At 68.5% G+C, this 23,406-nt stretch carries 12 protein-coding genes and 1 pseudogene; 10 read left to right on the top strand and 3 right to left on the bottom strand.

Annotation, left to right across the window (positions count from 1 at the left end):
* Window positions 1–69: 69 nt before the first annotated feature.
* Complete coding sequence (locus ACTMS9_RS14950; RefSeq protein WP_441146692.1) at window positions 70–1,401, bottom strand: glycosyltransferase family 4 protein; 1,332 nt, start codon at window positions 1,399–1,401, stop codon at window positions 70–72.
* Window positions 1,402–1,543: 142 nt separating this feature from the next.
* Window positions 1,544–3,484, bottom strand: a complete 1,941-nt coding sequence (locus tag ACTMS9_RS14945; RefSeq protein ID WP_441146691.1) for an amylo-alpha-1,6-glucosidase — start codon at window positions 3,482–3,484, stop codon at window positions 1,544–1,546.
* Between the two features lie 45 nt (window positions 3,485–3,529).
* On the opposite strand from ACTMS9_RS14945, the gene ACTMS9_RS14940 reads away from it, so the two are divergent.
* The 10 genes and pseudogenes from ACTMS9_RS14940 to ACTMS9_RS14895 all read left to right on the top strand — a co-directional run bounded on the left by ACTMS9_RS14940 (window position 3,530) and on the right by ACTMS9_RS14895 (window position 22,151).
* Window positions 3,530–6,238: an MGH1-like glycoside hydrolase domain-containing protein gene (locus tag ACTMS9_RS14940; RefSeq protein WP_441165227.1), complete on the top strand. Its 2,709-nt coding sequence runs from the start codon at window positions 3,530–3,532 to the stop codon at window positions 6,236–6,238.
* Window positions 6,239–6,285: 47 nt separating this feature from the next.
* Window positions 6,286–6,975, top strand: coding sequence for a WHG domain-containing protein (locus ACTMS9_RS14935; RefSeq protein WP_441165226.1), 690 nt, complete (start codon window positions 6,286–6,288; stop codon window positions 6,973–6,975).
* Between the two features lie 64 nt (window positions 6,976–7,039).
* Window positions 7,040–7,738, top strand: a complete 699-nt coding sequence (locus tag ACTMS9_RS14930; protein WP_441165225.1) for an HAD family hydrolase — start codon at window positions 7,040–7,042, stop codon at window positions 7,736–7,738.
* Between the two features lie 28 nt (window positions 7,739–7,766).
* Complete coding sequence (locus ACTMS9_RS14925) at window positions 7,767–8,558, top strand: DUF4184 family protein (RefSeq protein ID WP_441165224.1); 792 nt, start codon at window positions 7,767–7,769, stop codon at window positions 8,556–8,558.
* Window positions 8,559–9,024: 466 nt separating this feature from the next.
* Window positions 9,025–9,726: a L,D-transpeptidase family protein gene (locus ACTMS9_RS14920; RefSeq protein ID WP_210779498.1), complete on the top strand. Its 702-nt coding sequence runs from the start codon at window positions 9,025–9,027 to the stop codon at window positions 9,724–9,726.
* A 225-nt stretch (window positions 9,727–9,951) separates the two neighbouring features.
* Window positions 9,952–19,047 (top strand): golvesin C-terminal-like domain-containing protein, encoded by a 9,096-nt coding sequence (locus ACTMS9_RS14915; RefSeq protein ID WP_441165223.1) that lies wholly within the window; start codon window positions 9,952–9,954, stop codon window positions 19,045–19,047.
* Window positions 19,044–19,499, top strand: a complete 456-nt coding sequence (locus tag ACTMS9_RS14910) for an SUKH-3 domain-containing protein (protein WP_441146679.1) — start codon at window positions 19,044–19,046, stop codon at window positions 19,497–19,499. Before ACTMS9_RS14915 ends, ACTMS9_RS14910 begins: the two co-directional genes overlap by 4 nt.
* A 135-nt stretch (window positions 19,500–19,634) precedes the next feature.
* A pseudogene (locus ACTMS9_RS14905) lies at window positions 19,635–19,859 on the top strand (RHS repeat-associated core domain-containing protein); the annotation flags it as partial.
* Between the two features lie 275 nt (window positions 19,860–20,134).
* Complete coding sequence (locus ACTMS9_RS14900; RefSeq protein ID WP_441146844.1) at window positions 20,135–20,683, top strand: hypothetical protein; 549 nt, start codon at window positions 20,135–20,137, stop codon at window positions 20,681–20,683.
* Between the two features lie 916 nt (window positions 20,684–21,599).
* Window positions 21,600–22,151: a hypothetical protein gene (locus tag ACTMS9_RS14895; RefSeq protein ID WP_441146677.1), complete on the top strand. Its 552-nt coding sequence runs from the start codon at window positions 21,600–21,602 to the stop codon at window positions 22,149–22,151.
* Between the two features lie 79 nt (window positions 22,152–22,230).
* Here the strand turns inward: ACTMS9_RS14895 and ACTMS9_RS14890 are convergent, their stop codons facing one another.
* Complete coding sequence (locus tag ACTMS9_RS14890; protein WP_441146675.1) at window positions 22,231–22,890, bottom strand: hypothetical protein; 660 nt, start codon at window positions 22,888–22,890, stop codon at window positions 22,231–22,233.
* Window positions 22,891–23,406: the final 516 nt, after the last annotated feature.

Genomic DNA, 23,406 nt, shown 5'->3' with positions numbered 1-23,406 from the left:
CACCGTTGGCCGACGTACACCGTAGCCAATGGATCGGGGGAGACCTATCCGTCGTCGGGACCGGGCCGTTCAGCAGGCCGTCCCGTCCATCGCCAGCAGGTTGCCCTCCGGAATGGCGATCCGCGCTCGCCCGCCGGCCAGCAGCGCGGCGGCCCGCCGCGCCTGGAAGGCGCCGTGCTCCCGTTGGGCGGCGGCGTAGCTGCCCGCGGTGCGGGCCGCGATGGTCGCCCAGCCGTACCGCCGGCTGACCATGGTGCGGGCGCGGCGGGCCACCCGGCGGGCGAAGACCTCGTCCCGCAGGAGCTGGTCCACCGCGCCGGCGAGGGCGTCCGGGTCGCTGTGCGGGAAGGTCACCCCGGTGACACCGGGCTCGACGATCTCGGCCAGCCCGCCGGTGCTGGCCACCGCCAGCGGCGCGCCGGCCGCCGCGGCTTCGAGGGCCACCATGCCGAACGGCTCGTAGAGGCTCGGCACCACGGTCGCGTCGGTGGCGGCCAGCACCGCCGGGAGCTGGGTGGCGTCCATGAAGCCGGCGAAGCGGACGGTGTCGCCCAGGTCGAGCCGCCGCGTCTGGTCCACCAACTCCTCCCGGTACGGCCCGTCGCCGGCGATCACCACCCGCAACCCGGGGTGTCGCCGGCGCAGGTGTGGCACCGCGTGCACCAGGTGCTGGACGCCCTTCTCGTAGACCAGCCGGCCGGCGTAGCCGACCAGGGGGCCGTCCCCGGCGAACCGGGCGCGGGCCGAGGCGACCGCCCGGGGGCGGGCGTGCCAGACCCGGTCGTCGACGCCGTTGGGCACCACGTCGACCCGTCCGGCCGGCACCTCGAAGAGCCGGCTGACCTGCTCGCGCATGTAACCGGAGCAGGCGATCACCCGGGCGGAGGCATTGCTGAGCCAGTGCTCGACGCCGTGGATGGTGCGGTTCATCTCCTCCGGCAGCCAGCCCTGGTGCCGGCCGGCCTCGGTGGCGTGGATGGTGGTGACCAGGGGCAGGTCGAGGTGCTCGGCGAGGGTGATCGCGGTGTGTGCGACGAGCCAGTCGTGGGCGTGGACCACGTCGTAGTCGCCGGACTCGGCGGCGCGCAGCGCGGTGCGGGTCAGCGTGTGGTTGAAGGCCATCGTCCAGGCCAGCAGGGAGCCGGTGGCCAGCGGGAAGGTCACCGGGTCCTCGGCGGCGCGCAGCACGCGCACGCCGTCGGCGTACTCCTCCAGGGGCGCGCCCTCGGCGTGCCGGGTGACGACGGTGACCTCGTGCCCGGCGGCGGCCAGGGCCACCGACAGCGCGTGCACGTGCCGGCCCAGTCCACCGACGAGCACGGGCGGGTATTCCCAGGAGAGAATCAGCACCCGTTGGTGCCGGGCGGGGTGGATGTCGATCACGTCGGCGTCAGGTGACATGAAGCCCCCTTTGAGTTGTCCCCCGTACGTGCGGCGGAAGGCACCCCACCGGGTGCCCGCCGTCTCGCCTGGGTCGGGGCCCATCCTGCCGATCGCTGGATAACCAGCGGAGACGCCGTCGTTGCCGGGATGTAACGCCTGTTTAGCGCAGCCGGCGGACCCGCAGCAGCTCGGCCACCGACCACGCCTGGAACGGGCAGCCGGTCGCGGCGTGCGGCGGGGCGCCGTCGGCCGTCTCACTCACCGATCCTAGGCCATAATCGCCCAAATGGCCCTCAAGTCCGACCAAAAGGTCATCGGTGGGCAGACCGGCCTTCCGGTACGCGTCGACGAACGGTCCGATCAGCCACGGCCAGACGGTCCCCTGGTGGTAGGCGGTGTCCCGCTCGGCCGGCCCGCCCCGGTGCCGGGCGGCGAAGTCCGGGGAGTCGGGGGAGAGGCTGCGCGGGCCGAGCGGGGTGAACAGCCCGGCCGCCACCCGGCGCAGCACCGCCGGGTCCGGCTCCAGCGGGGCGTACGGCAGGGACCAGGCCAGCAGCTGGTTGGGGCGCAGCAGGTCGTCGTCGTGGTACGCCGCCCCGCCCAGCGGATAGGCCGGCGCCGGCGCGTCCACCACGTCGTGCAGCCAGCCGGCCGGCGACGGGAACCGCTTGCCGAACGCCTCCCGGGCCCGGGCGTGCAGCCGCCACAGCTCGGCCGCGTCCCGGCCGGCCAGCTCGGTCAGCTCGGCCAGGCCGGCCAGGCCGTTGACCCAGAGCGCGTTGACCTCGACCGGCTTGCCGGTGCGCGGCGTCACCGGCACTCCGTAGACCCGCGCGTCCATCCAGGTCAGCGCGGTGCCCGGAATGCCGCCCTGGGTGAGCAGGCCGTCGGCCGGGTCGACCGCGATGCCGTACCGGGTGCCGGCCAGGTGCGCCTCGACCACCGCGTGCAGCGCCGGCAGCAGTTCGTCGCCCAGGTCGGTGTCGCCGGTGAGCGTGACGTGCCGGCTCACCGCGTGCAGGAACCACAGCGTCGCGTCGACGGTGTTGTACTCCACCCGGCCGGTGTCGGCGGTGTTCGCCAGCATCCCCTCCGACAGCGTGGCCCCGTACGAGCGCAGCAGCGCCCGCCCCTCGTCGGCCCGCCCGGTGCACAGGAACAGTCCCTCGTACGAGGTCATCGTGTCCCGTGACCAGGCCCCGAACCAGGGGTAGCCGGCCACCACGTCGGGCCCGGCGGACGTGCGCACCACGAACGCGTCCGCGGCCAGGGTGAGGGTGGCCTCGACCGGGTCGGCCGGCTTCGCCGCCGCCACCACCGCCCGGTGCCGTCGGCGGGCCGCCGCGACCACTTCGGTCGCCGACGGCGGCTCGTCAGCGAGGTCACCGGCCCAGGCCAGCACCGACACCGTGTCGCCGGGGCGGTCCAGCGCGCCGGCGAAGCGGCCCGCGTACCAGAGGTCCTCCTCCGGGTGCAGCCCGCGCGCGGCCTCCTCGCGGTGGTGCACGCCGAGCCACCACTGCCCCTCGGGCGTCCAGTCCGGCCCGGCCAGCCGGAACGAGCCCTCCACCACCGCGCCGCCGTCGACCGGCTCCATCCGGGGCGCCGGGCCGTCCGCGCGGCGCTCGCCGTGCGCGTCCCGCCAGGTGCAGGCCGCCGAGAGCTCCAGCCGGACCGGGCCGCCGGCGACCAGCCGGTGCACCACCGCCACGCCGGGGCGGCCGTGGGTCATCGCCAGCTCCCGCTCGATCACCACGTCGCCGATCCGCCAGCGCCAGCGCGGCAGCCCGTCGACCAGCTCGAAGCGCTCCAGCAGCTCGAAGCCGCGCGGGTCGACCACGCCCGAGGACCACTCGTGCGCGCCGAGTCGCACCCGCGCCCCGGAGGGCAGGGTCACCGCCGGGTCGAGGCTCACCAGTCCCACCCGGCGGGACGCCGGCGTCTCGCCGGCCACCACCAGCAGGCCGTGGTAGCGCCGGGTGCGCAACCCGCTGACCGTGCCCATCGCGTACCCGCCCAGGCCGTCGGTGACCAGCCACTCCCGGGTCGCCCCGCCGGCCAGTTCGCCGCAGACCTGCGGACCGAAACCGATCTCGATCAACTACTTTCCTCCTGCGGCCGCGAGGTGTGACGCGCCACGACGACAATGGCCCTTGTGGTGAAGTACCCGGGCGGCGTCGAAGATGTGCACGTGTTCACCGACTCCTCGCCCTCCGACGCACCGTCCCCCGACGCCGAGCGGCTCCGGCTGGCCCAGGCCGACGCCCGGGAGCAGGACTGGCGCGCATGGGGTCCCTATCTGTCCGAGCGGGCGTGGGGGACGGTACGGGAGGACTACAGCGAGCACGGTACGGCGTGGGACTACTTCCCCCACGACCACGCGCGGTCCAGAGCCTACCGGTGGAACGAGGACGGCATGGCGGGCGTCTGCGACGACCGGCAGACCTTCTGCTTCTCCCTCGCGCTGTGGAACGGTGTCGACCCGATCCTCAAGGAGCGGATGTTCGGCCTCGGCGGCGACGGCGGCAACCACGGCGAGGACGTCAAGGAGTACTGGTGGTACGAGGACTCCACGCCCACCCACTCCTGGATGCGCTGGCGCTACCACTACCCACAGGCCGCCTTCCCCTACGACGAGCTGGTCGCGGTCAACGCGCTGCGCGCGCGGGACGAGACCGAGTACGAGCTGGTCGACACCGGGATCTTCGACGACGACCGGTACTGGGCGGTGACCGTCGACTACGCCAAGGCGTCCCCGACCGACATGTGCATCCTCGTCACGGTCGCCAACCGGGGCGACGAGGCGGCCACCCTGCACGTGCTGCCGCACCTGTTCTTCCGCAACACCTGGGCCTGGGGGCTGCCCGGCGCCGATCGGGTCCCCCGGCTGGTCGGCGAGGGCTCCCGGCTGGTCGGTGAGCACTGGGTGCTGGGCCAGGTCCTGCTGGAGGGCGACGGCGCGCCGACCCCGCTGCTCTGCGACAACGACACCAACGCCGAGCGGCTCTGGGGGCTGCCGGGGCGGTCGCCGTACCCGAAGGACGGCATCAACGACCACGTCGTGACCGGCGCCGCCACGGTCAACCCGGCGCGGGAGGGGACCAAGGGGGCGCTGCACTACGTCCTCGACGTGCCCGCCGGCGGCCAGCGGCAGATCCGGCTGCGGCTGACCCGCACCGCCCCGCCGCCCGGCACCTCCCCGCCGCCCCCGGCGGACCTGCGCGACGGCTTCGACGCCGTGCTCTGGGCCCGCCGGGCCGAGGCCAACCGGTTCTTCGCCGGGGTCATCCCGGCGGCGGCCAGCGCCGACGAGGCCCTGATCGCCCGGCAGGCGATCGCCGGGCTGATGTGGGGCAAGCAGTTCTACCACTTCGACGTCAAGCGGTGGCTGGAGGGCGATCCCGGCTCCGCGCCGCCGCCGGCCGGTCGCCGGCACGGGCGCAACAGCGCCTGGTGGCACATGAACAGCTTCGACGTGTTCTCCATGCCCGACCCCTGGGAGTACCCCTGGTACGCCGCCTGGGACCTGGCCTTCCACTGCGTCAGCATCGCCCGGGTCGACCCGGGCTTCGCCAAGGACCAGCTGCTGCTCCTGCTCCGCGAGTGGTACCTGCACCCCAACGGGCAGATCCCGGCGTACGAGTGGGCGTTCGGCGACGTCAACCCGCCGGTGCACGCCTGGGCGGCGCTGAAGGTGTTCGAGATCGACGGCGGGCGTGACCACGAGTTCCTGGCCCGGGTGATGCACAAGCTGCTGCTCAACTTCACCTGGTGGGTCAACCGCAAGGACACCGGTGGCAACAACGTCTTCGAGGGCGGCTTCCTCGGGCTGGACAACGTCGGCCCGTTCGACCGGTCCGCCGCGCTGCCGGTGGCCGGGGTGCTGGAGCAGTCCGACGGCACCGGCTGGATGGCGATGTACGCGCTCAACCTGCTGGACATGGCCATCGTGCTGGCCGAGCACGACCACGCCTACGTCGACACCGCCACCAAGTTCTTCGAGCACTTCGCGTACATCGCGGCGGCCGCGTACTCGCAGGGGCTCTGGGACGAGGAGGACGCCTTCTTCTACGACGTGCTGCGGCTCGCCGACGGCAGCCAGGTGCCGCTGCGGGTGCGTTCGGTGGTCGGGCTGCTGCCGCTGGCCGCCACCACCCGGCTCACCGCGCGTACCCTGCAACGCCTGCCCGAGCTGGGCGCCCGGCTGCGCTGGTTCCTCACCCACCGCCCCGAGTACGCCGACGTGATCGGCGCCCGCCGGCTCGGCCCGGACGGCCGTCAGCAGCGGCTGCTCTCCATGGTCGGCCCGGAGCAGGTGGTCCGGCTGCTCGCCCGGATGCTGGACCCCGACGAGTTCCTCTCGGACTACGGCCTGCGCACGCTGAGCCGCGCCCACCTGGACAAGCCCTTCTCGGTGACCCTGGGCGGGCAGGAGTTCGCCGTCGGGTACGAGCCGGCCGAGTCGACCAGCGGTTTGTTCGGCGGCAACTCCAACTGGCGGGGCCCGATCTGGATGCCGACCAACTTCCTGCTGATCAGCGCGCTGCGCGACTACGCCGCGTTCTTCGGCGACGACCTCCAGGTGGAGTACCCGACCCGCTCCGGGCGCAAGTGCACCCTGGACGAGATCGCCGACGACCTGTCGGCCCGGCTGATCTCGCTGTTCACCCGGGACGACTGGGGGCGGCGGCCGATCTACGGCGCCGCCCAGCTCTTCCAGACCCACCCCGACTGGCGGGACCTGATCTGCTTCCCGGAGTACTTCCACGGCGACAACGGCGCCGGCCTGGGGGCCTGGCACCAGACCGGGTGGACCGCGCTGGTCGCGGACCTCATCCTCACCCTGCGCCGCTGACCGGCCGGGGTGAGAGTCGCCAATCCGTCACCTAACGGTGACCGGGGGTGACCATCGCTAGCATCGACCGGGTGTCGCCCACCGACGGCCCGGACGCCGAGCCGGCCGGTTCGAACGAGCCGGCCGAGTCCAACGAGCCGGCCGCGCCGAACGAGCCGGCCGAGCCGGCCCGGGTCGTGGCGGCCGCCCGGCAGCTGGCCGAGGCCGAGGGGTGGGCGGCGGTGACCCGCCGCCGGCTGGCCGAGCGGACCGGGATCGACATCGAGACCCTGTACCGCCGCTTCCCCGATCCGGCCGCGCTGGTGGCCGCGGTGGCGCTGCGCGGCTTCGCCGACCTGGCCGCCGCCCTCGCCGCCGCCCGGGAAGCGGCCGGCGACGACGGCGCCTGGCCGGCGGTGGTGACGACGTACCTGGACTTCGCGTACGCCAACCCGGAGGTGTACGACGCCATGCTCGCCCACACCCCGGACCTCACCCTCGGCCGCGACCCGGCGCCCGGCGCGCCCCGTGCCGCCTTCGCCGAACTGCGCGCCGCGCTGGCGCCGTTGGCCGTCGGCCGCGACCCCGACGCGCTCGCCGAGATCGGCTGGGCCCTCCTGCACGGCACGGTCATGCTGACCCGGGGCGGCCGGCTGCGACCGGAGACGCAGGAGCAGCGGGAGGAGTTGATCGCGGCCGGGCTGTTCGCCGCGCCCTGCCCGACGGGGTCGCGTGCCGGGGGCCACGCGGCGGCGTAACCCGGATGACCGTCGCCGGCGGCGCGCAGTAGCGTGTCCCGGAGCCAGACCGGGAGGGAAACCGATGGAACAGCGCCGGGACGCGGCGGTGCTCGTCTTCGACGCCGACGACACGCTCTGGGAGAACAACGTCGTCTTCGAGCGGGTGATCGACGACTTCCTGGACTGGCTGGAGCACCCGACGCTGGACCGGGCGCAGATCCGGGCGGTGCTGGACGACATCGAACGCGCCAACGCGGTGGCCCACGGTTACGGCAGCAAGGTCTTCCTGCGCAGCCTCGGCGAGTGCCTGGAGCGGCTGCGCGAGCGGCCCGCCACCGAGCGGGAGCGCCGGGAGATCGACGAACTGGCCGCCGCGCTCGTCGCCCACCAGGTGGAGCTGATGCCCGGCGTCGCCGACACGCTGGACGCCCTCGCCGGCCGGTACGACCTGCTGCTGCTGACCAAGGGCGACCGGGAGGAGCAGCAGCGCAAGCTCGACGCCTGCGGGCTGCTGCACCACTTCGACGCCGCGCACATCGTGATGGAGAAGGACGTCGACACCTACCGCTGGCTGGCCCGGGAGCACGGCTTCGACCCGGCCCGCGCCTGGATGATCGGCAACTCCCCGAAGTCCGACATCCTGCCCGCCCGGGCCGCGGGCATGAACGCGGTGTTCATCCCGAACGACAACACCTGGGTGCTGGAGCAGGACGAACTCGACCCGGCCGACGAGGGCGTGCTGCGCCTCAAGGAGTTCACCGACCTGCTTCGGTACTTCTGAGCCCGCGCGGGCCGGTAACGTCCGGTAGGTGCCCCTGACGTTCCCCTCGCACCTGGCGCCGGTGCTGCCGCTCAAGCTGTGGCGACCGCGCTGGTTCGACGGGGTCGCGCTGGCCACCGGCGCGGTGTCGCCGGACGTCGCCTACCTGTTCACCGGCACCGGGATCGAGCTGGGCGGGCACACCCACACCGCGGGCGGGGTGCTCTGGTGGGGCCTGCCCGTCGCGCTGGCCTACGCCTGGATCGTCCGCCGCACGGTGGCCGGGATCGCGGTGCACCTGCCCGGCGACCGGCTCTTCGCCTGGCGGGATCACGCCGCCCTCGGCGCGGTCCGGCACCCCTGGCAGGTCACGGTCTGCTCGGCGCTGATCGGCGCGGCCAGTCACGTGCTCTGGGACCGGGCCACGCACACCGAGCGCTGGCTGCGCCTGGTCGGGATCGAGGACTTCCACGCGCACACCGGCATGTACTGGTGGTTCTTCTCGGACCTGGTCAGCACCGCCGTCGGCGGCGTCGTGGTGGTCGCCCTGGCGCTGCGGGCGGCCCGCCGGGGTGAGATCTTCCAAGGGGTACGACCGCCCGCGCCGCCGACGCGGCCCGCCGTCTTCTGGGCAGTGGCCCTGCCGGTCACCGCCGCCGGGGCGACGGTGCTGCCGCTGCTGCCGGCCGCCACCGTGCCCGCTCCCGCCGGGGTCCGACTGCTGCACCTGGCGGCCCTCGCGCTCATCGCCGGCGCCGCCGCGGCGGGAGCGCTCTCCGTCGGCCCGACGGACCCTGGCCGGACGGGTCGCTTCGAGGAAAAACAGCGTCAACCCGGGTAGCCGCGTTACGCGGACATGCCGCATTTCCTGATTGGTATCAATCACATTCGGCGGAGCCCCGGAATGCTTGTCCGAGCGCCGGCCGGATGCCTAACCTGGGCGCGCGTTCACGGCTCTTCGGGGTGAGTCGGGAACGCACCGAAGTCCGGTAGTTGGGCACCGTGGAGCTGAGTGCAGGCGGGCCGGCTCGCCGTGCTGAGCCCGGCGTGGGCGGCGTGCCACGCCCGCCGTGCTCGCAGCGGCGATTCCGCTACCACACCGGACGGCTGGTGGTCAGGGCCGGGGAGTTGCGGACCCGGTCCTGACCCGCCACCAGAACTGTTTAGCGCCGATCCCTCTTCTCCACCGGAAAGAGAAAGCGTCGCGAGCCTCTCCCGCGTTACATCGACCCGCCGAAATTGTGCGACGAGATCCGTCACCATTTCCGGGACACCGGGAAGACGGCCGGGATGCGATCATCTGGCGAATGGAACCAACTCCTATCGCCGGTGGCCCCGTCGGGACGACGACGGGCCGGGCGAAGCCGATCCCGCCGCCCAACCGGGCCTCCCGGTTGACCACCCTGCCCGCCGCGACCACGCAGGTGGTCGTCGTGACCGGCGACGGCTACAGCACCACCTACGCCACCTTGGAGACGTTCCACAAGGTCAACGGCCACTGGGTGGCGGTGTCGGCGCCGCTGCCGGCCCGGATCGGCTCGAAGGGCTTCAGCGACAACCACCTGGAGGGCGTGCCGAACACCCCCACCGGGGTCTACTCGTTCGGCCCGACCATGTACGGCATCGGCGCGAATCCCGGCGTGCGCTACCCCTACCACCAGGTCGTGCAGTACGACTGGTGGAACGAGAACCCGGACTCGCCCGCGTACAACACGTTCCAGCACACCACCACCAACCCGGGTGGTTGGAGCGAGGCGCTGTGGACCGAGAAGCCGGCGTACACGCACTTCGCGGTGATCACGTACAACATGTCGCCGAACGTGGCCGCGCCCGTTCCCGGGAAGGGCAGCGGGATCTTCCTGCACGAGTACAGCACCTCCGGCGGCAACGCCACGGCGGGCTGCGTGAGCATGTCCCACGCCAACCTGGTCTCGGTGTTGAAGTGGCTCGACCCGGCCCGCTCGCCGCGCATCGTCATGTGCCCGGTGCAGAACCTGGGCCGTTACTAGCCAGTTCCGGATCCACCAGGAGCCTCCGGCCGAACGGCCGGAGGCTCCTTCCGTTCTCCGTGCAGCGTCGTCGCGAAGTAGCCGCAAGATAGCAGCGCGCATATCGACGCTTCCTAGCCTCCACCCGACGTGTCTGTCGAGGACCGGAGGGTAATGATGAAGGGACGATCACGAGGTCCCCTTGTCGGGGGACTGGTGCTGGCCCTGGTGGCCACGCTGGGCGGGATGGAGGCCCTGCCTGGCCGACAACCCGACCAGCGGTTGGCGGATGCCGACCTGACGGCGGGCGCCCCGGAGGACGAAGGTCTGTTCTCCAAGCTGGGTAACGCGGCACGCGACATGGTCGACGGTGGGCCGCGCAAGGCCCGGCCGGAGGCGGTCAGCGCCGGCCTGGCGGTGAACGAGAAGCCGCCGCCGGCGAAGAACTGGCCGCCGCAGAAGCGGGTCAAGGAGCTGACCGGCAAGCGGACCGCCAACGGCAAGGTCTATCAGCTCGCGGACGGTCGGACGCAGGCCGAGATCTCGATGGTGCCGCTGCACTACAGGGACGCCAAGGGCAAGTTCCAGACCATCGACACCACCATCCGCCCGGCGAGGGACAAGGGGTACGTCCAGGGCAACCGGACCAACACCTTCACCAGCCTCTTCGGTGACAGCTCCGACGAGCTGGCCCGCTTCGAGAAGGACGGCCGGAGCATCGAGCTGGGCCTGGCCGGCGCTGCCAAGAGCGTCACGCCGAAGGTTTCCGGCTCCACGGTCACCTACCCGGGCCTCGCCGGCGGCGCCGACGTCGTCTACGACGTCACCTCCACCGCGCTCAAGGAGAAGATCGTTCTGCACCGCGCCCCGACCGGGCCGGTGTCGTACACCTTCACCCTGGACACCGCCGGACTGACGGCGCAGCAGCGCCAGGACGGCTCGATCGCGTTCGTTCCGCGCGGCGGCGGCGAGCCGGCGTTCGTGATGCCGGCGCCGTTCATGTACGACGCGAAGGACGACAAGGCCTCTCCGCACGGCAAGGTGTGGAGCGACAAGGTCACCCAGCGGGTGCAGCAGATGTACGGGCAGACCAGCGTCACGGTGTCCGCGGACGCCGGCTGGCTGGCCGACCCGGCCCGCGTCTATCCGGTGGTGATCGACCCGACCATCAAGATCCAGCCAGTGCCGACCGACGCCCAGGACACCCAGATCTACCAGGGTGCGGCGACGACCCCACACGGCAACACGTACCAGCTGGGGGTCGGCACGGACAGCAGCTACTCGTGGCGGTCGCTGGTCAAGTTCCCCCTCGACCCGAAGATCGTTCCGCAGAACACCGCGATCGACGACGCCCGCCTGGAGATGTACTACGACCAGTCGCTGTACACCTGGCAGTACGACGTCCTGATGGAGGCGCGGCGGGTCATCGCCCCCTGGGACGAGACCACCGCCACCTGGGCGTCCATGAACACCAACATGACGACGACCGCCGCCGGCAACCTCGTGCAACTCGACGACGGTGACACCGGCACGTCGGTGAGCGGCACCTGGAACTACTCCACCAACGCCGAGCTGACCCCGCTGGCGGTGAAGACCGACTACCGGTACAACGACGACCTGGTCACCGGGAACACCCACACCTGGACCCCGACCATCACGGAGACGGGCGACTACAAGGTCGAGGTGCACTACGTCGGGGAAAGCGACCGGGCCAACCCCACCCCGTACAACGTCATCCACGCCACCGGTACCGCGACCCCCTCGGTCAACCAGACCACGCCGGTGGCGCGCGGCAGCTGGGCCTCGCTCGGCACGTACCGCTTCAACGCCGGCACCGCCGGCAGGGTGGTGCTCAAGGACGTCGCGGGCAAGTCCGTGATCGCCGACGCGGTGCGCTTCACCCGCTGGGGCGTGGCGAACAAGCCCCGCGCCATCTCCAGCGCCTGGAGCTCCTTTGCCGTCCGGGACGTGGTGCAGCAGTGGCTCACCGGTACGCCCAACCACGGCTTCATGATCAAGGCCGTGGACGAGGTCACCAAGAAGCGTGGCGGCGCCATCTTCGAGGGCTCCGAGTACAACTACATGAACGACCGGCGGGACTACAACCTGCCGAAGCTGGTCGTCACCTACGGCCGGCCCGGTGTGGCCGTGAGCCCGCCGACCACGGTCACCTCCACCGGCGCGGTCCTGACCTGGCCAGCGTATGTCGACCCGTCGACAAGCCCGGACGACGACGTCGTCGAGTACCAGGTGCACCGCAGCCTGGAGCAGGTGTTCGCCCCGTCGGCGACGACGCTGATCGCGCCGGTCTCGTCAGCCACCCGGACGTACCAGGACACCACGGCGGTCCCGACGCCGGCGGCCGAGACCGACCCGATGAAGCGCAAGTTCTACTACTACATGGTCGCGGCGAAGACCAGGGACGGGCAGGTCATCGCCGGCCCCACCCAGCCGGTGATGCTGCCGAAGGCCGGTCAGATCACCCGGATCTACCGCACGGCGGCGACCAACTCGACCGGCACCGACGGTGTCATCGACACCACGCTGGCGAACGGCACCACCATGAAGGACACCAACGTCGACGTCTACGACGGTGACCCGTACGTGGCGGTGGGCAACAACTCGGATCCCGCCACCGGGTACGGCGACACCCGTGGCCTGGTCAAGTTTCCCACCCTCAGCGGAATCCCCACCGACGCGCAGGTGGTGGACGCGGATCTGCGGATGTGGAACACCTACCTGTATCCGGGCACCGACCAGGACGAGTACGTCGACGTCTACCGGTTGAAGAACTCGTTCGACGAGAAGACCGCGACGTGGAACCGCCGCAACGCGACTGCCCTCTGGACGACCGCCGGCGGCGAGTACGACACCTCCTGGAAAGCGAGCTTCAACGGCTTCACCAACGACCCGGAGTGGGAGAGCTGGGACGTCACGACCGCGGTGAAGGGCTGGCACACCGCCCCGGAAACCAACTACGGCTTCCTGCTGCGCCAGCGTGACGAGGTCAACCAGACGGCGCGGGCGATGATGCTGTCGTCCGAGGCGAAGGAGCCGCTGCTGCGGCCGACGCTGGAGGTGACCTACCTCGAGCAGACCGCCGAGTCGACGTACTACGCGGCCTCGACGCCGCAGACGCTGACGCCGAACGCCACGTACACCCTCCCGGTGACCGTGTCGAATCCGACGCTGGCGCCCTGGAACACCACCGACTGGGAGCTGTCCTACGACTGGAAGCGGTACGGCGCCTCCGGTGTCCTCGAGGACCTTCCCGACGACAGCTACGAGCTGCGTACGCCGCTGCCGGCGAACGTGCTGGCCGGCCGCACGGTCGACATCACCGCCCAGGTGAAGACCCCGCCGTCGTCCACCGACGGCAACAAGCGCACCGAGTACGTGCTCAGCTGGGACCTGCGCAGCAAGCTCGACGGCCGGAAGCTGTCGGACACCGGCCCGATCAAGGGTCTGCCGCAGAACGTGGCGGTGGAGGAGCCGACCTCCGACCAGCTCGGCCTGGAAAAGTTCTACTCCTACGCGGGCAAGAACACCGGCGCCGGCGGCACCCTGATGAACAACCTGTACGCCGGCAACACCGTCTGGTCGTACAACGCGATCAACAACCCGTCGCGTGGCCTGTCGACGTTCGTCCGGATGTCCTACAACTCGCTGGACACCACCGACTCGGTCGCCGGTTTCGGCTGGTCGCTGCAGGCGTCGTCGATGATGCGCCTGGGCACCCCGCTGGACTTCCACCCCAACCCGAACCCGACGAAGGTCACCCTGACCGACGGCGACGGCACCAGCCACTGGTTCACCTGGGACGCGGCCACCTCCGAGTGGAAGAGCCCCAAGGGGGTCAACCTCTACCTGCAGAAGAACAGCCCGGTCGACTGCAAGCCCAACGTGCAGGAGCGCAAGGCCTGGGTGCTGACCAAGCCGGACCGCACGCAGTTCTTCTACGACTGCGAGGGCTTCCTCTCCAGCGTGGTGGACAACAACGGCAACGAGATGCTCTTCACCTACGAGGAGCGCAAGAGCAACAACAAGCCGACCAAGTTCCTCAAGTACATCACCGACCCGACCGGCCGGATCACCCTGACCCTGGACTACTACGCCAAGGGTCAGACCTACGACTACATCAACGACACCACCTGGGCCCGGGTGTCCGGTGCGACCAACCTGACCAACCCGAAGATCATCGACCACGTCTCGCAGATCACCGACGTCTCGGGACGCAAGCTCACCTTCACCTACACGGACAAGGGTCTGCTCGGTGAGCTGATCGACGGCGCCGGCTCCACCAACGGCGCGCCGAAGACGTTCAAGTTCCGCTACGACATGACGCAGGGGAACAAGAACGTCAAGCTGGTCAAGGTCACCGACCCGCGGGCCAGCGCCACCGGCCAGGCCTACTCCACCGACCTGGTCTACAACTACCCGCAGGCCGGCGACGACCCGAAGTGGCACTGGCGGACCAAGTCCTACACCGACCGGCTCGGCCACCCGACGACCTTCGGCTACGTCGACCCGGATGCCACCAACAACATCCAGACGACGGTCACCGACGCGGAGAACCACGCCACCACCTACCTGATGGACGGCTACGGACGGTCCATCCAGACCACCAACGCCAAGAACGAGGTCACCAAGCTCGGCTGGGACGACGATCACAACGTCACCCGGCTCGAGGAGGCCAACACCGCCGTCTCCACCTGGGAGTACGACACCAAGACCGGTTACCCGACGGTGGTGAAGGACGCCGAGGCGGTCAAGAACGGCTGGCCGGGCACGGTGCTGACCTACCAGCGCCAGCTCAACGGCTACGTCGCCGAGGTGCTCACCAAGACCAGCTCGGAGGGTCGCAAGTGGAGCTTCGCGTACACCGCCGAGGGTGACATCGAGTCGGTCACCGATCCGCTGGGCAACACCACGGCGACCGCCGGCGACTACACCAGCACCAACACCTACGACGAGTGGGGCCAGCTCCTCACCGCCAAGGACGCCAGGGGCAACATCACCCAGTACGGCCCCTTCCACGTCAGTGGCTACCCGACGACCATCAAGGACGCCGGCGAGGGGTTGTCGTACTTCACGTACGACGCTCGGGGCAACGTCACCGAGGTCAAGAACGGCAAGGACGCCAAGGTCACCCAGGCGTACGACACCTTCGGCCGCCCGACCACCAAGGTCGAGCCGGTGGACGCGGCCAACGGCCGATTCATCACCACCACGGCCCCGGAGTACGACCCGAACGACAACATCACGAAGGCGTACGCGGCCAACGGGACGGCGTCGACGTCGGTCTACGACCGGGCGGACCAGGTCCTCGAGACGCTGGCCCCGAAGGACGAGACGACCGACCCGGAGCGGAAGACCACCACGACGTACGACAAGGTCGGCAACGTCCTGACCGTCACGGAGCCGCAGGGCAACCTGACCGCGACGGTCGGCGACTTCACGACGACCACGAAGTACGACGTGATCTACCAGCCGATCGAGGTCAGCAACGGTCTCGGCCAGAAGGTCAGCACGGAGTACGACAACGTCGGCAACGTCAAGGTCCTCTACGACGCCAAGAAGAACGCCAGCGCCGCGGACGACTTCACCACGAAGTTCGACTACGACTGGAACCACCGGGTCGTCAAGACCACGGACGCGCTCGGCAAGTTCACCACCGCCCGCTACGACAAGGACGGCCTGACGGTCGGCAGCACCGACGCGGACGGCAATGAGTCGCTGGCGAAGTACGACCCCCGCGGCGCGCTGGTGGAGTCGAAGGTGCCGCACAGCAAGGACGGCGCCGGCACCATCACCTACCGCACCACGAAGTACGAGTACGACCAGGTCGGCAACGCGACGAAGGTGATCAGCCCGCGCGGTGTGAACACCGACGACGCCGTCGACGCCGACGACTTCGCCACCCAGAAGGTGTACGACAAGCTCAACCGGGTCGCGGAGGAGTGGTCGGCCTACGACAAGGACGACAGCCGCTACAACACGCCCAACAAGACCATCTACACGTACGACTCGGTGGGCAACCTGGAGAAGGTCAGTGCGCCGCCGTCGGACGGGCAGACGGTCCGCAACGACACCACCTACACGTACTACGACAACGGGTGGACCAAGACCACGTCCGACCCGTGGGACATCACCACGTCGTACGACTACAACGACCTGGGCCAGCAGACCAAGACCACGCTGACCTCGGCCGGCGGGTCGCAGTCCCGGACGATGACCTGGGACTACTTCCCGTCGGGCAACCAGAGGGGTAGGTCGGAGGACGGCCTGCCGGTCGGCAAGGACGTGGTCCTGGTCGACAACTCCGACACCCACAACACCGCCACCCAGGGCACCTGGACGAGCGGCGCCGCCACCGGCGCGTACGGCTACGACGTCGGCACGGCGCCGGCGGGCAGCGGGTCCGCGCAGTTCAACTGGCAGCTGACCATCCCGCGGGACGGCAACTACGAGGTGTTCGTCCGGCACCCGCAGGTGACCGGTGCCGCCACGGACGCGAAGTTCACCGTCACCCACAGCGGTGGCAGCGTCACCAGGACGGTGAACCAGACGCAGAACGCCGGCGCCTGGGTGAGCCTGGGCAGCTATGCCTTTACCGAGGACGGTGTCCAGAAGGTCACCGTCACCGACCAGGCGACAGGCAAGGTGCTCGCCGACGCGGTCAAGCTGGTGCGGGACAACGCCGCCGACGTCGACAACGAGAAGAAGGAGTTCACCTACAAGTACAACCCGAACGGGATGATGGCCGAGGTCAAGGACCTCAGCCCAGGCGCGCAGATCGACCGGTACGAGATCGGGTACGACGACCTCAACCAGATCGACTCGGTCAAGGAGTTCGTCGGGACGGCGACGACGCCGAAGAACACCACGTCGCTGACGTACGACCCGAACGGCAACCCGCTCACCTCGACCCACGACCTGACCTGGTCGAAGATCGAGTACGACGAGCGGGACATGGTCGCCAAGGTGACCAACGCCGACTCGGCGACCGCCGGTAACCAGCAGATCTCGACGTTCACCTACACCGCCCGTGGGCAGATGCTCAAGCAGGCCAAGCCCAACGGCAACACGGTGGACTTCGAGTACTACCTGGACGGCGCCACAAAGCGTCAGCTGGAGAAGACCTCCGGCGGGGCGACGGTCGCCGAACACAACCTGGAGTACTCGGCCAACGGGCACCCGTCCCGGGACGTTATGAAGTTGATGAACGCCGACAACTCGGCGGACCACATCGACAACACGTACGTCTTCTCCTACGACCCGCAGGACCGGATCAGCCGGCTCGACAAGACCGGTGACAGCAGCTCGGTGGAGTCGTACACCTACGACGCCAACAGCAACACGGTGGCGCAGACGATCGAGGGCGCGACCAGCACCAGCAAGTACGACCGGAACCGGCTGCACTCCACCACCTCCGGTGGGGTGACGTCGACGTACAACTACGACCCGTTGGGTCGCCTCGACACCATGTCGATCGGTGGTCAGCGGGCGCAGAAGTACTACTACGACGGGTTCGACCGGACGGCGAAGACCACCGCGGGTATCGGTGCGACGGCGAAGTCGACGACCTACGTGTACGACCCGTTCGACCGGACGGTGTCGCAGACGACGGGTTCGAAGACGACGGCGTTCACGTACCTGGGGATGGACAACCAGGTGCTGCGGGAAGAGGTCGAAGGTAAGGCGACCAAGTCCTACCAGTACGCGCCGTGGGGTCAGCAGCTAACCCAGATCAAGCACAAGGACGACGGCAGTCGGGAGTACTCGCAGTTCATCTACCGCCCGCGTGGCGACGTCGTCGGTATCACGAAGGAGGACGGCAAGACCCGAGCGACGTACGGCTACACGGCGTACGGCAAGGACGACGAGTCGCAGTTCACCGGTGTGGACAAGCCGGGTGCGCAGGCCGAGGGTGAGGAGCCGTACAACGCGTTCCGGTTCAACGCCTCCCGCTGGGACGCCGGCTCTGGCACGTACGACATGGGGTTCCGTAACTACGACCCGGGCCTGAACCGGTTCCTGACGCGGGATTCCTACGGCGGCGCCATGGCCGACATGGGGTTGGCGACGGATCCGTTCACCGGTAACCGGTATGCGTTCGCTGGTGGTAACCCGGTCAGCTTCGTGGAGTTGGACGGGCACCTGTTCGGGATGTCGTGGTCGGACGTCGGCCACGCCGCCCTGGACGTGGCGGGCATGGTGCCGGTGATCGGTGAGGTCGCCGACGTCGCCAACGGCATCTGGTACCTCGCCGAGGGCAACTACGTCGACGCGGCCATGTCCATGGCTTCCGCTATCCCGCTGGCCGGGAACGCGGTGGCCGCGGCGAAGCTCGCCAAGACCGGTAAGAAGATCGCCGACGGCATCGACACGACCAACGACACCCGCAAGGCCGCCGAAGCGGGCACCGCCGGAGCCAAGGGAACATCACCCACCGGCACGCCGCAACCCAAGCCCGCCGACAACCCCACCGCCCCGAAGAAGCCGGAATGCAACAGCTTTGTACCCGGCACAAAGGTGCTTTTGGCGAACGGAGATACCAAGCGGATCGAAGATCTCAAGGTCGGGGATCAGGTTGCCGCTGAAGATGTAGAGTCACGCTCCCTGCAGCGTCGTCCCATCACGAAGCTGATCACCGGGAATGGCATCAAGCACCTTTACACCATCGCCGTGGATGTCGACGGCCGAGCGGGCTCGAAGGTCGAGACGATCACCGCGACGGGCGGCCACCGGATCTGGCTTCCGGACGCAGGCGCATGGGTAGCGGTTGATAAGCTCAACGTTGGCGATTGGATGCAATCGGCGTCGGGCGCCTGGGTGCAGATTGTTTCAATCAAGCACTTCAGCCGTCATCAGCGGGTGCACAACCTCACGGTTGATGGCGTCCACACCTACTACGTCGTCGCCGGTGGCACTCCGCTACTGGTGCACAATGATGGTGAAGACCTGTGCGAGATTGCCCGCGAGGAGGCGCGTGACAGCGACACTAACAACACGGCCGTCTCCGCCGCGCGGGACACCTACACCGGGGAGGTTTTCACTGGTGAGAGTGGGGCGCTGCCCAGCTACGTCAATCCGGACCTCCGGCCTCGCCTTGAGGCGGCCCAGGACATGCAGGCCAGTGGCCACCATGTGGAGCCCTGGGACCCGGGCACGTGTGCGGAGTTCCATGCCTGCAACGAGGCTATGAACAACGGAGCCAAATTGGACGAGATTGAATACGGTACCGTCCGTAAGGATACCCTCGAAGGTTTCCCGTCCTGCGGATGGTGCCGAATCATCCTGGGCGGCCCGGGCGGTGCGCGTGACAGGACACGGCTGTGACGGAGGCTGGCGAGCATCTTGATCTGAGTGAGCTCCTGACGCGTAGCGGATGGCATCCGGGTCGTCGAGTCGACGTTGAAGACGTGCTGTCGGTATGGAGGCAAGGAGGCTATAGGGCCTCCAGTGCTGCCGTAGAGTTTGTCCAGGAGTTCAACGGGCTTGAGTTGGCGTATCCTCGGTATTTTCCCGAAGATGGCGTTGATGGCCTTTCGCTTGATGCAGTCTCTGGCACCAGGGGGATCAGTCAATCCTTGGTGAGAGAGTACGAGGAGAGGGTTCATGAGGAGCTATGTCCCGTAGGTAGGGCGGCATCGGGCCACATGACTCTTGTGATAGGTCCGTCTGGAAAGGTGTACGCAGGGTACGACAAGTACCTCGCTGTGTTCGGGGAAAACTGGCGAGAGGCGTTGAGTAATATAATCAATCGGGTTCAGCCACCTCGAATTCCTTGACAACGCTAATCTCGCCGAGGACGCGCAAAATGGTGACCGGAAGGAATGATTGAGCTGAATCGCGACTCGTAGCGAGCTACGGTAAGAAATGGAAGGGGCCCCATCGGATTCGTTTCCGGTGGGGCCCTCGTTTTCTTGAGCGGCGGGAAGCCGTACAACGCCTTCCGGTTCGACGCCTCCCGCTGGGACGCCGGCTCTGGCACGTACGACGTGGGGTTCCGTAACTACGACCCGGGCCTGAACCGGTTCCTGACGCGGGACTCCTACGGCGGCGCCATGGCGGACATGGGTCTGGCGACGGATCCGTTCACCGGTAACCGGTATGCGTTCGCCGGTGGTAACCCGGTTAGCTTCGTGGAGTTGGACGGTCACCTGTTCGGGATGTCGTGGTCGGATGTCGGTCACGCCGCCCTGGACGTGGCGGGCATGGTCCCGGTGATCGGCGAGGTTGCCGACGTTGCCAACGGCATCTGGTACCTCGCCGAGGGCAACTACGTCGACGCGGCGATGTCGATGGCTTCCGCTATCCCGCTCGCGGGTAACGCGGTGGCCGCGGCCAAGCTGGCCAAGACCGGTAAGAAGATCGTGACTTCTATGACTTTGACCGACGGTGGGGCGAGGGCGAACTGGCGTCGATGCGCAACGGCAGCGGGGAGGAGTACAACATCGTCTTTACTGCGGATGGCGCTTTCATTCGGGGCACCTACAGCGACTCGCCGATGCACATGCACACCGGGGGTCGGCTCTGGCCCGGTCTCCTTGACGGGCTGCCGGCACAGTTCGAGCCGTTGGTACGCGAGCCCGCCTTCTGCTACGAGGACGGGACCATGGAAGCCACCTTCCTATTGTGGCGGAGCGTCACTGACGATCGCTGGCACGCCGGCAACGAGATCGACTTCTCGCCAGCGGACGAGGAGGAGGTCGACCCGGACGGATCCTGGCTGCTCGACATCCTCTGCGACGAGATCGTGGACGAGTACATCCAGCACGCCCAGGAGGTTTACGAGGTTGACCTCGACAGGGGTGCGGTCGAGCACATCGTCGCGCTGCGCCCTCTCACTGACGCTGTGGTTCGCGTGCTGAACCCTGACGGGCGGATGGCCGACCTGCGAGAGAGGGCGGCGGAGTTGGACTACCCGGTCGAATCGCCTGACCCCTTGCGCACCGAAACCCAGCTCATCTAGGTGCTTTGTCCATGGACGTTGGTGACAGGGCTGGGATCTTGAAATAGGTGAGGACCTCCGGGTGAGGTGGAGCGGGCATTGGGATACGAGGATAGTCGCGGCGAGTCCAGCCTGGCGGAGAGCCTGCCGCCAGGCTGGCTCCTGGGGCGTATCGTTGCGCAAACCCGACATGGTCAGGCGGAACCGGCGCTCCTACGTCTGCGTGAGGTGCTTTCTGTCGCAGTTCAGCTCGAAGCTGAAGGTAAGACGGAGCTGGACACATGGCGGCGGCGCCTTCCATCCTGGTTCGTAGATGCCAGTGAGGCTGTCGCGGACGACTCTGATGAGTCGCCTGTGGACGGGAGTGAGCTGGAGGATGACGCGTGGCCACTTGAGTCGTGGGCTGCGTGGTTTGACCGAACGGAAGATCCGGATGGTCTATCACGGTGTTGGCGGTGGTGGCATGCAGAGGCACGTGGGAACAGAATCGAAATCCTGCTCTGCGTAGATGGGTTCCCGTGTCCAGATGACAGCCTCAGATGGGTTGTACAAGCGGCTGGTGCCACCTTCGTCGGCGACCTTGAGGCAACTGATGTGGAGACGCTGGCGGCGCGGGGAAGGCAGCCGCGACTGACGCTCTGGTCCAGCTGCTGAGCAGTGTCGCCAGCGACGGGGTCCGGACTCCGGAGTGCGACATGTGTCGTGCTTCGGTGTCCGGGCTCCGTGTTGTTGCATCAACGTGTACTCCTTCAGACGCCCAGTCGTAAGTTGGGTCATGCAACGTCGAGTTCACCGGTGTGGACAAGCCGGGTGCGCAGGCTGAGGGTGAGGAGCCGTACAACGCGTTCCGGTTACCGATTTCGCTTGGGACGCCGTCGTCCATTCCGCCCCCGATTCAGTTTATGTGTGCGTTCAGCACTCCATCGACGGTCCGGTGGTGGTCGACCTGCACGAAGGAGATTCCCCGGAGTTGGCGATCGAAGGGGCTCGAGAGGTCCTGTCCAGGTCGGTCGACCTCGCCACGCGAATCTGCCGGCAGGGCGCCGAGCGATCTATCGAGATTGAGGACGATGTGCCTGCCCTCCGAGGCAGCTTGGGAGAAGTGATCGACGGAAGTGACCCGGACGGGCCACCCTTTGAGACGGAGGTCGTTGATCATCTGGTCCTGGCTACCGAGGTGCTGGACTTCGTGGCTGCTCCGGACGAGTTGGATGAGTTGCAGGAGGTATTCGAGCGTGCCGAGGAGTTGGCGGAAGCTGCGAGGGAGATGGGAGAGAGAGACTTCCCGGGTGGTGAGTGGGAGGTCGTGGATTTCGTCGGCTTGGAGAATGAAGCCAGGCATGCTGATCTCGCCGAACTGCGGAGCGCCCAGCAGGGCGGGCGTGATCCGAACCCTGCCAGCCTGCTTGCCCGCAGTGAGTCTTTTGCTCGGCAATACGCTGATGTGATCGAGAAATGCTATTCGGATGAAGATGCGGGCCGCTCGTAAAGAGGGCTGATCTAAGCGGCGCCCGTCCCCCGGTGGGGACGGGCACCGCCTCGCGGGCAAGCATCCGCGTTTCTGGCGGTCAGGCCGTGATCGGGTAGTCCAGCTCCGCCGCCCGCTCCCGCAGATCCGCCAGTCGCTTCTGCGGATTGAGCGCCTGGATGACCTCATCGGTCAGGGGCTGCAGCGCGAGGATCTGCTCGACCACGGCTTTGTCCAGCTCGGTGTCGTAGACCGACCAGGCGTACTCCAGGTACTCCTCGGCGGCGCCGTCGCACAGGATGTCGAGCAGCCAGGCCCCGTCGGGATCAGTCTCCTCGTCGTCGGCGGGGGAGAGGTCGATCCCCTCGCCGGCGTGCCACCGGTCGTCCCCGGAGCGCCGCCAGAGCACGAACGTGGCGTTGAGCGCGCCGTCCTCGTAACAGAACGTGGGCTCGTGCACCAGCGGCGCGAACTGTGGGGGCAACCCCTCCAGCAGGCCGGGCCACAGCTGGCCGCCGGTGTAGTTGTGCATGGGGGAATCGTGGTAGACGCCGCGGATGAAAGCACCGTCGGCGGTGAAGACGATGTCGTACTCCTCGCCGCTGCCGTTGCGCATGGACGCCGCTTCGCTCTCGCCCCGTCTGCGGCTGTAGTCGTAGTAGACGCCGTCGACGATGGAGTCGAGCATCGCCAGGGCTCGGGAGCGGTCGCGGACCACATCGATTGGTGGCAGCTTGGCAGCAGTGTCGTAGACGGTCACCCGGCAAGGCTACGAGTCGGCGCTGGACCTGAGGTTGTGGTCGGTTGCTGAGCAGTACCTGCCGGTGATCGACGGGCCCGGACGCCGAGTGCGACGGGTGTTCTGCCCACTACGTCCGCTGGCCGTCGCCAGGAAGCCGGCGGCCGAGTCGGCAGGAGTGGCGCGACGGATGCGGCGAAAACTTCCTGCTCCGCCGATCGGATGAAGCGGGCCCCACCGAAGGTCAGCGGGGCTTGATCGAGTGGATCACCAGACCGGCCGAACGTAGATCGTGACACACCGGAGTCGCACGCCCCTCGCCCGTCCGGCTGCTTGGCGGACGACCTCCTCCGGTGTGGACTGATCTGGACCGCTCCCGTCGTTGTTTCAACCTGGCAACATTGGGGTAGTTCACTGATTGGCAACCGAGCAGGCGTGCGGCGATGACGATCACACCATGTGACCACGCGCCGGGAGCGCTCTCCGCTACCTTTTCGTTACGGTGACACACCGTCTGCGGCCATTGATATTCGTCAC

It is taken from the genome of Micromonospora sp. L31, assembly GCF_052068075.1.
Lineage (GTDB): Bacteria > Actinomycetota > Actinomycetes > Mycobacteriales > Micromonosporaceae > Micromonospora > Micromonospora purpureochromogenes.
The sequence above is the reverse complement of the archived record's forward strand: the minus strand, read 5'-3'. Positions and strand labels throughout refer to the sequence as shown.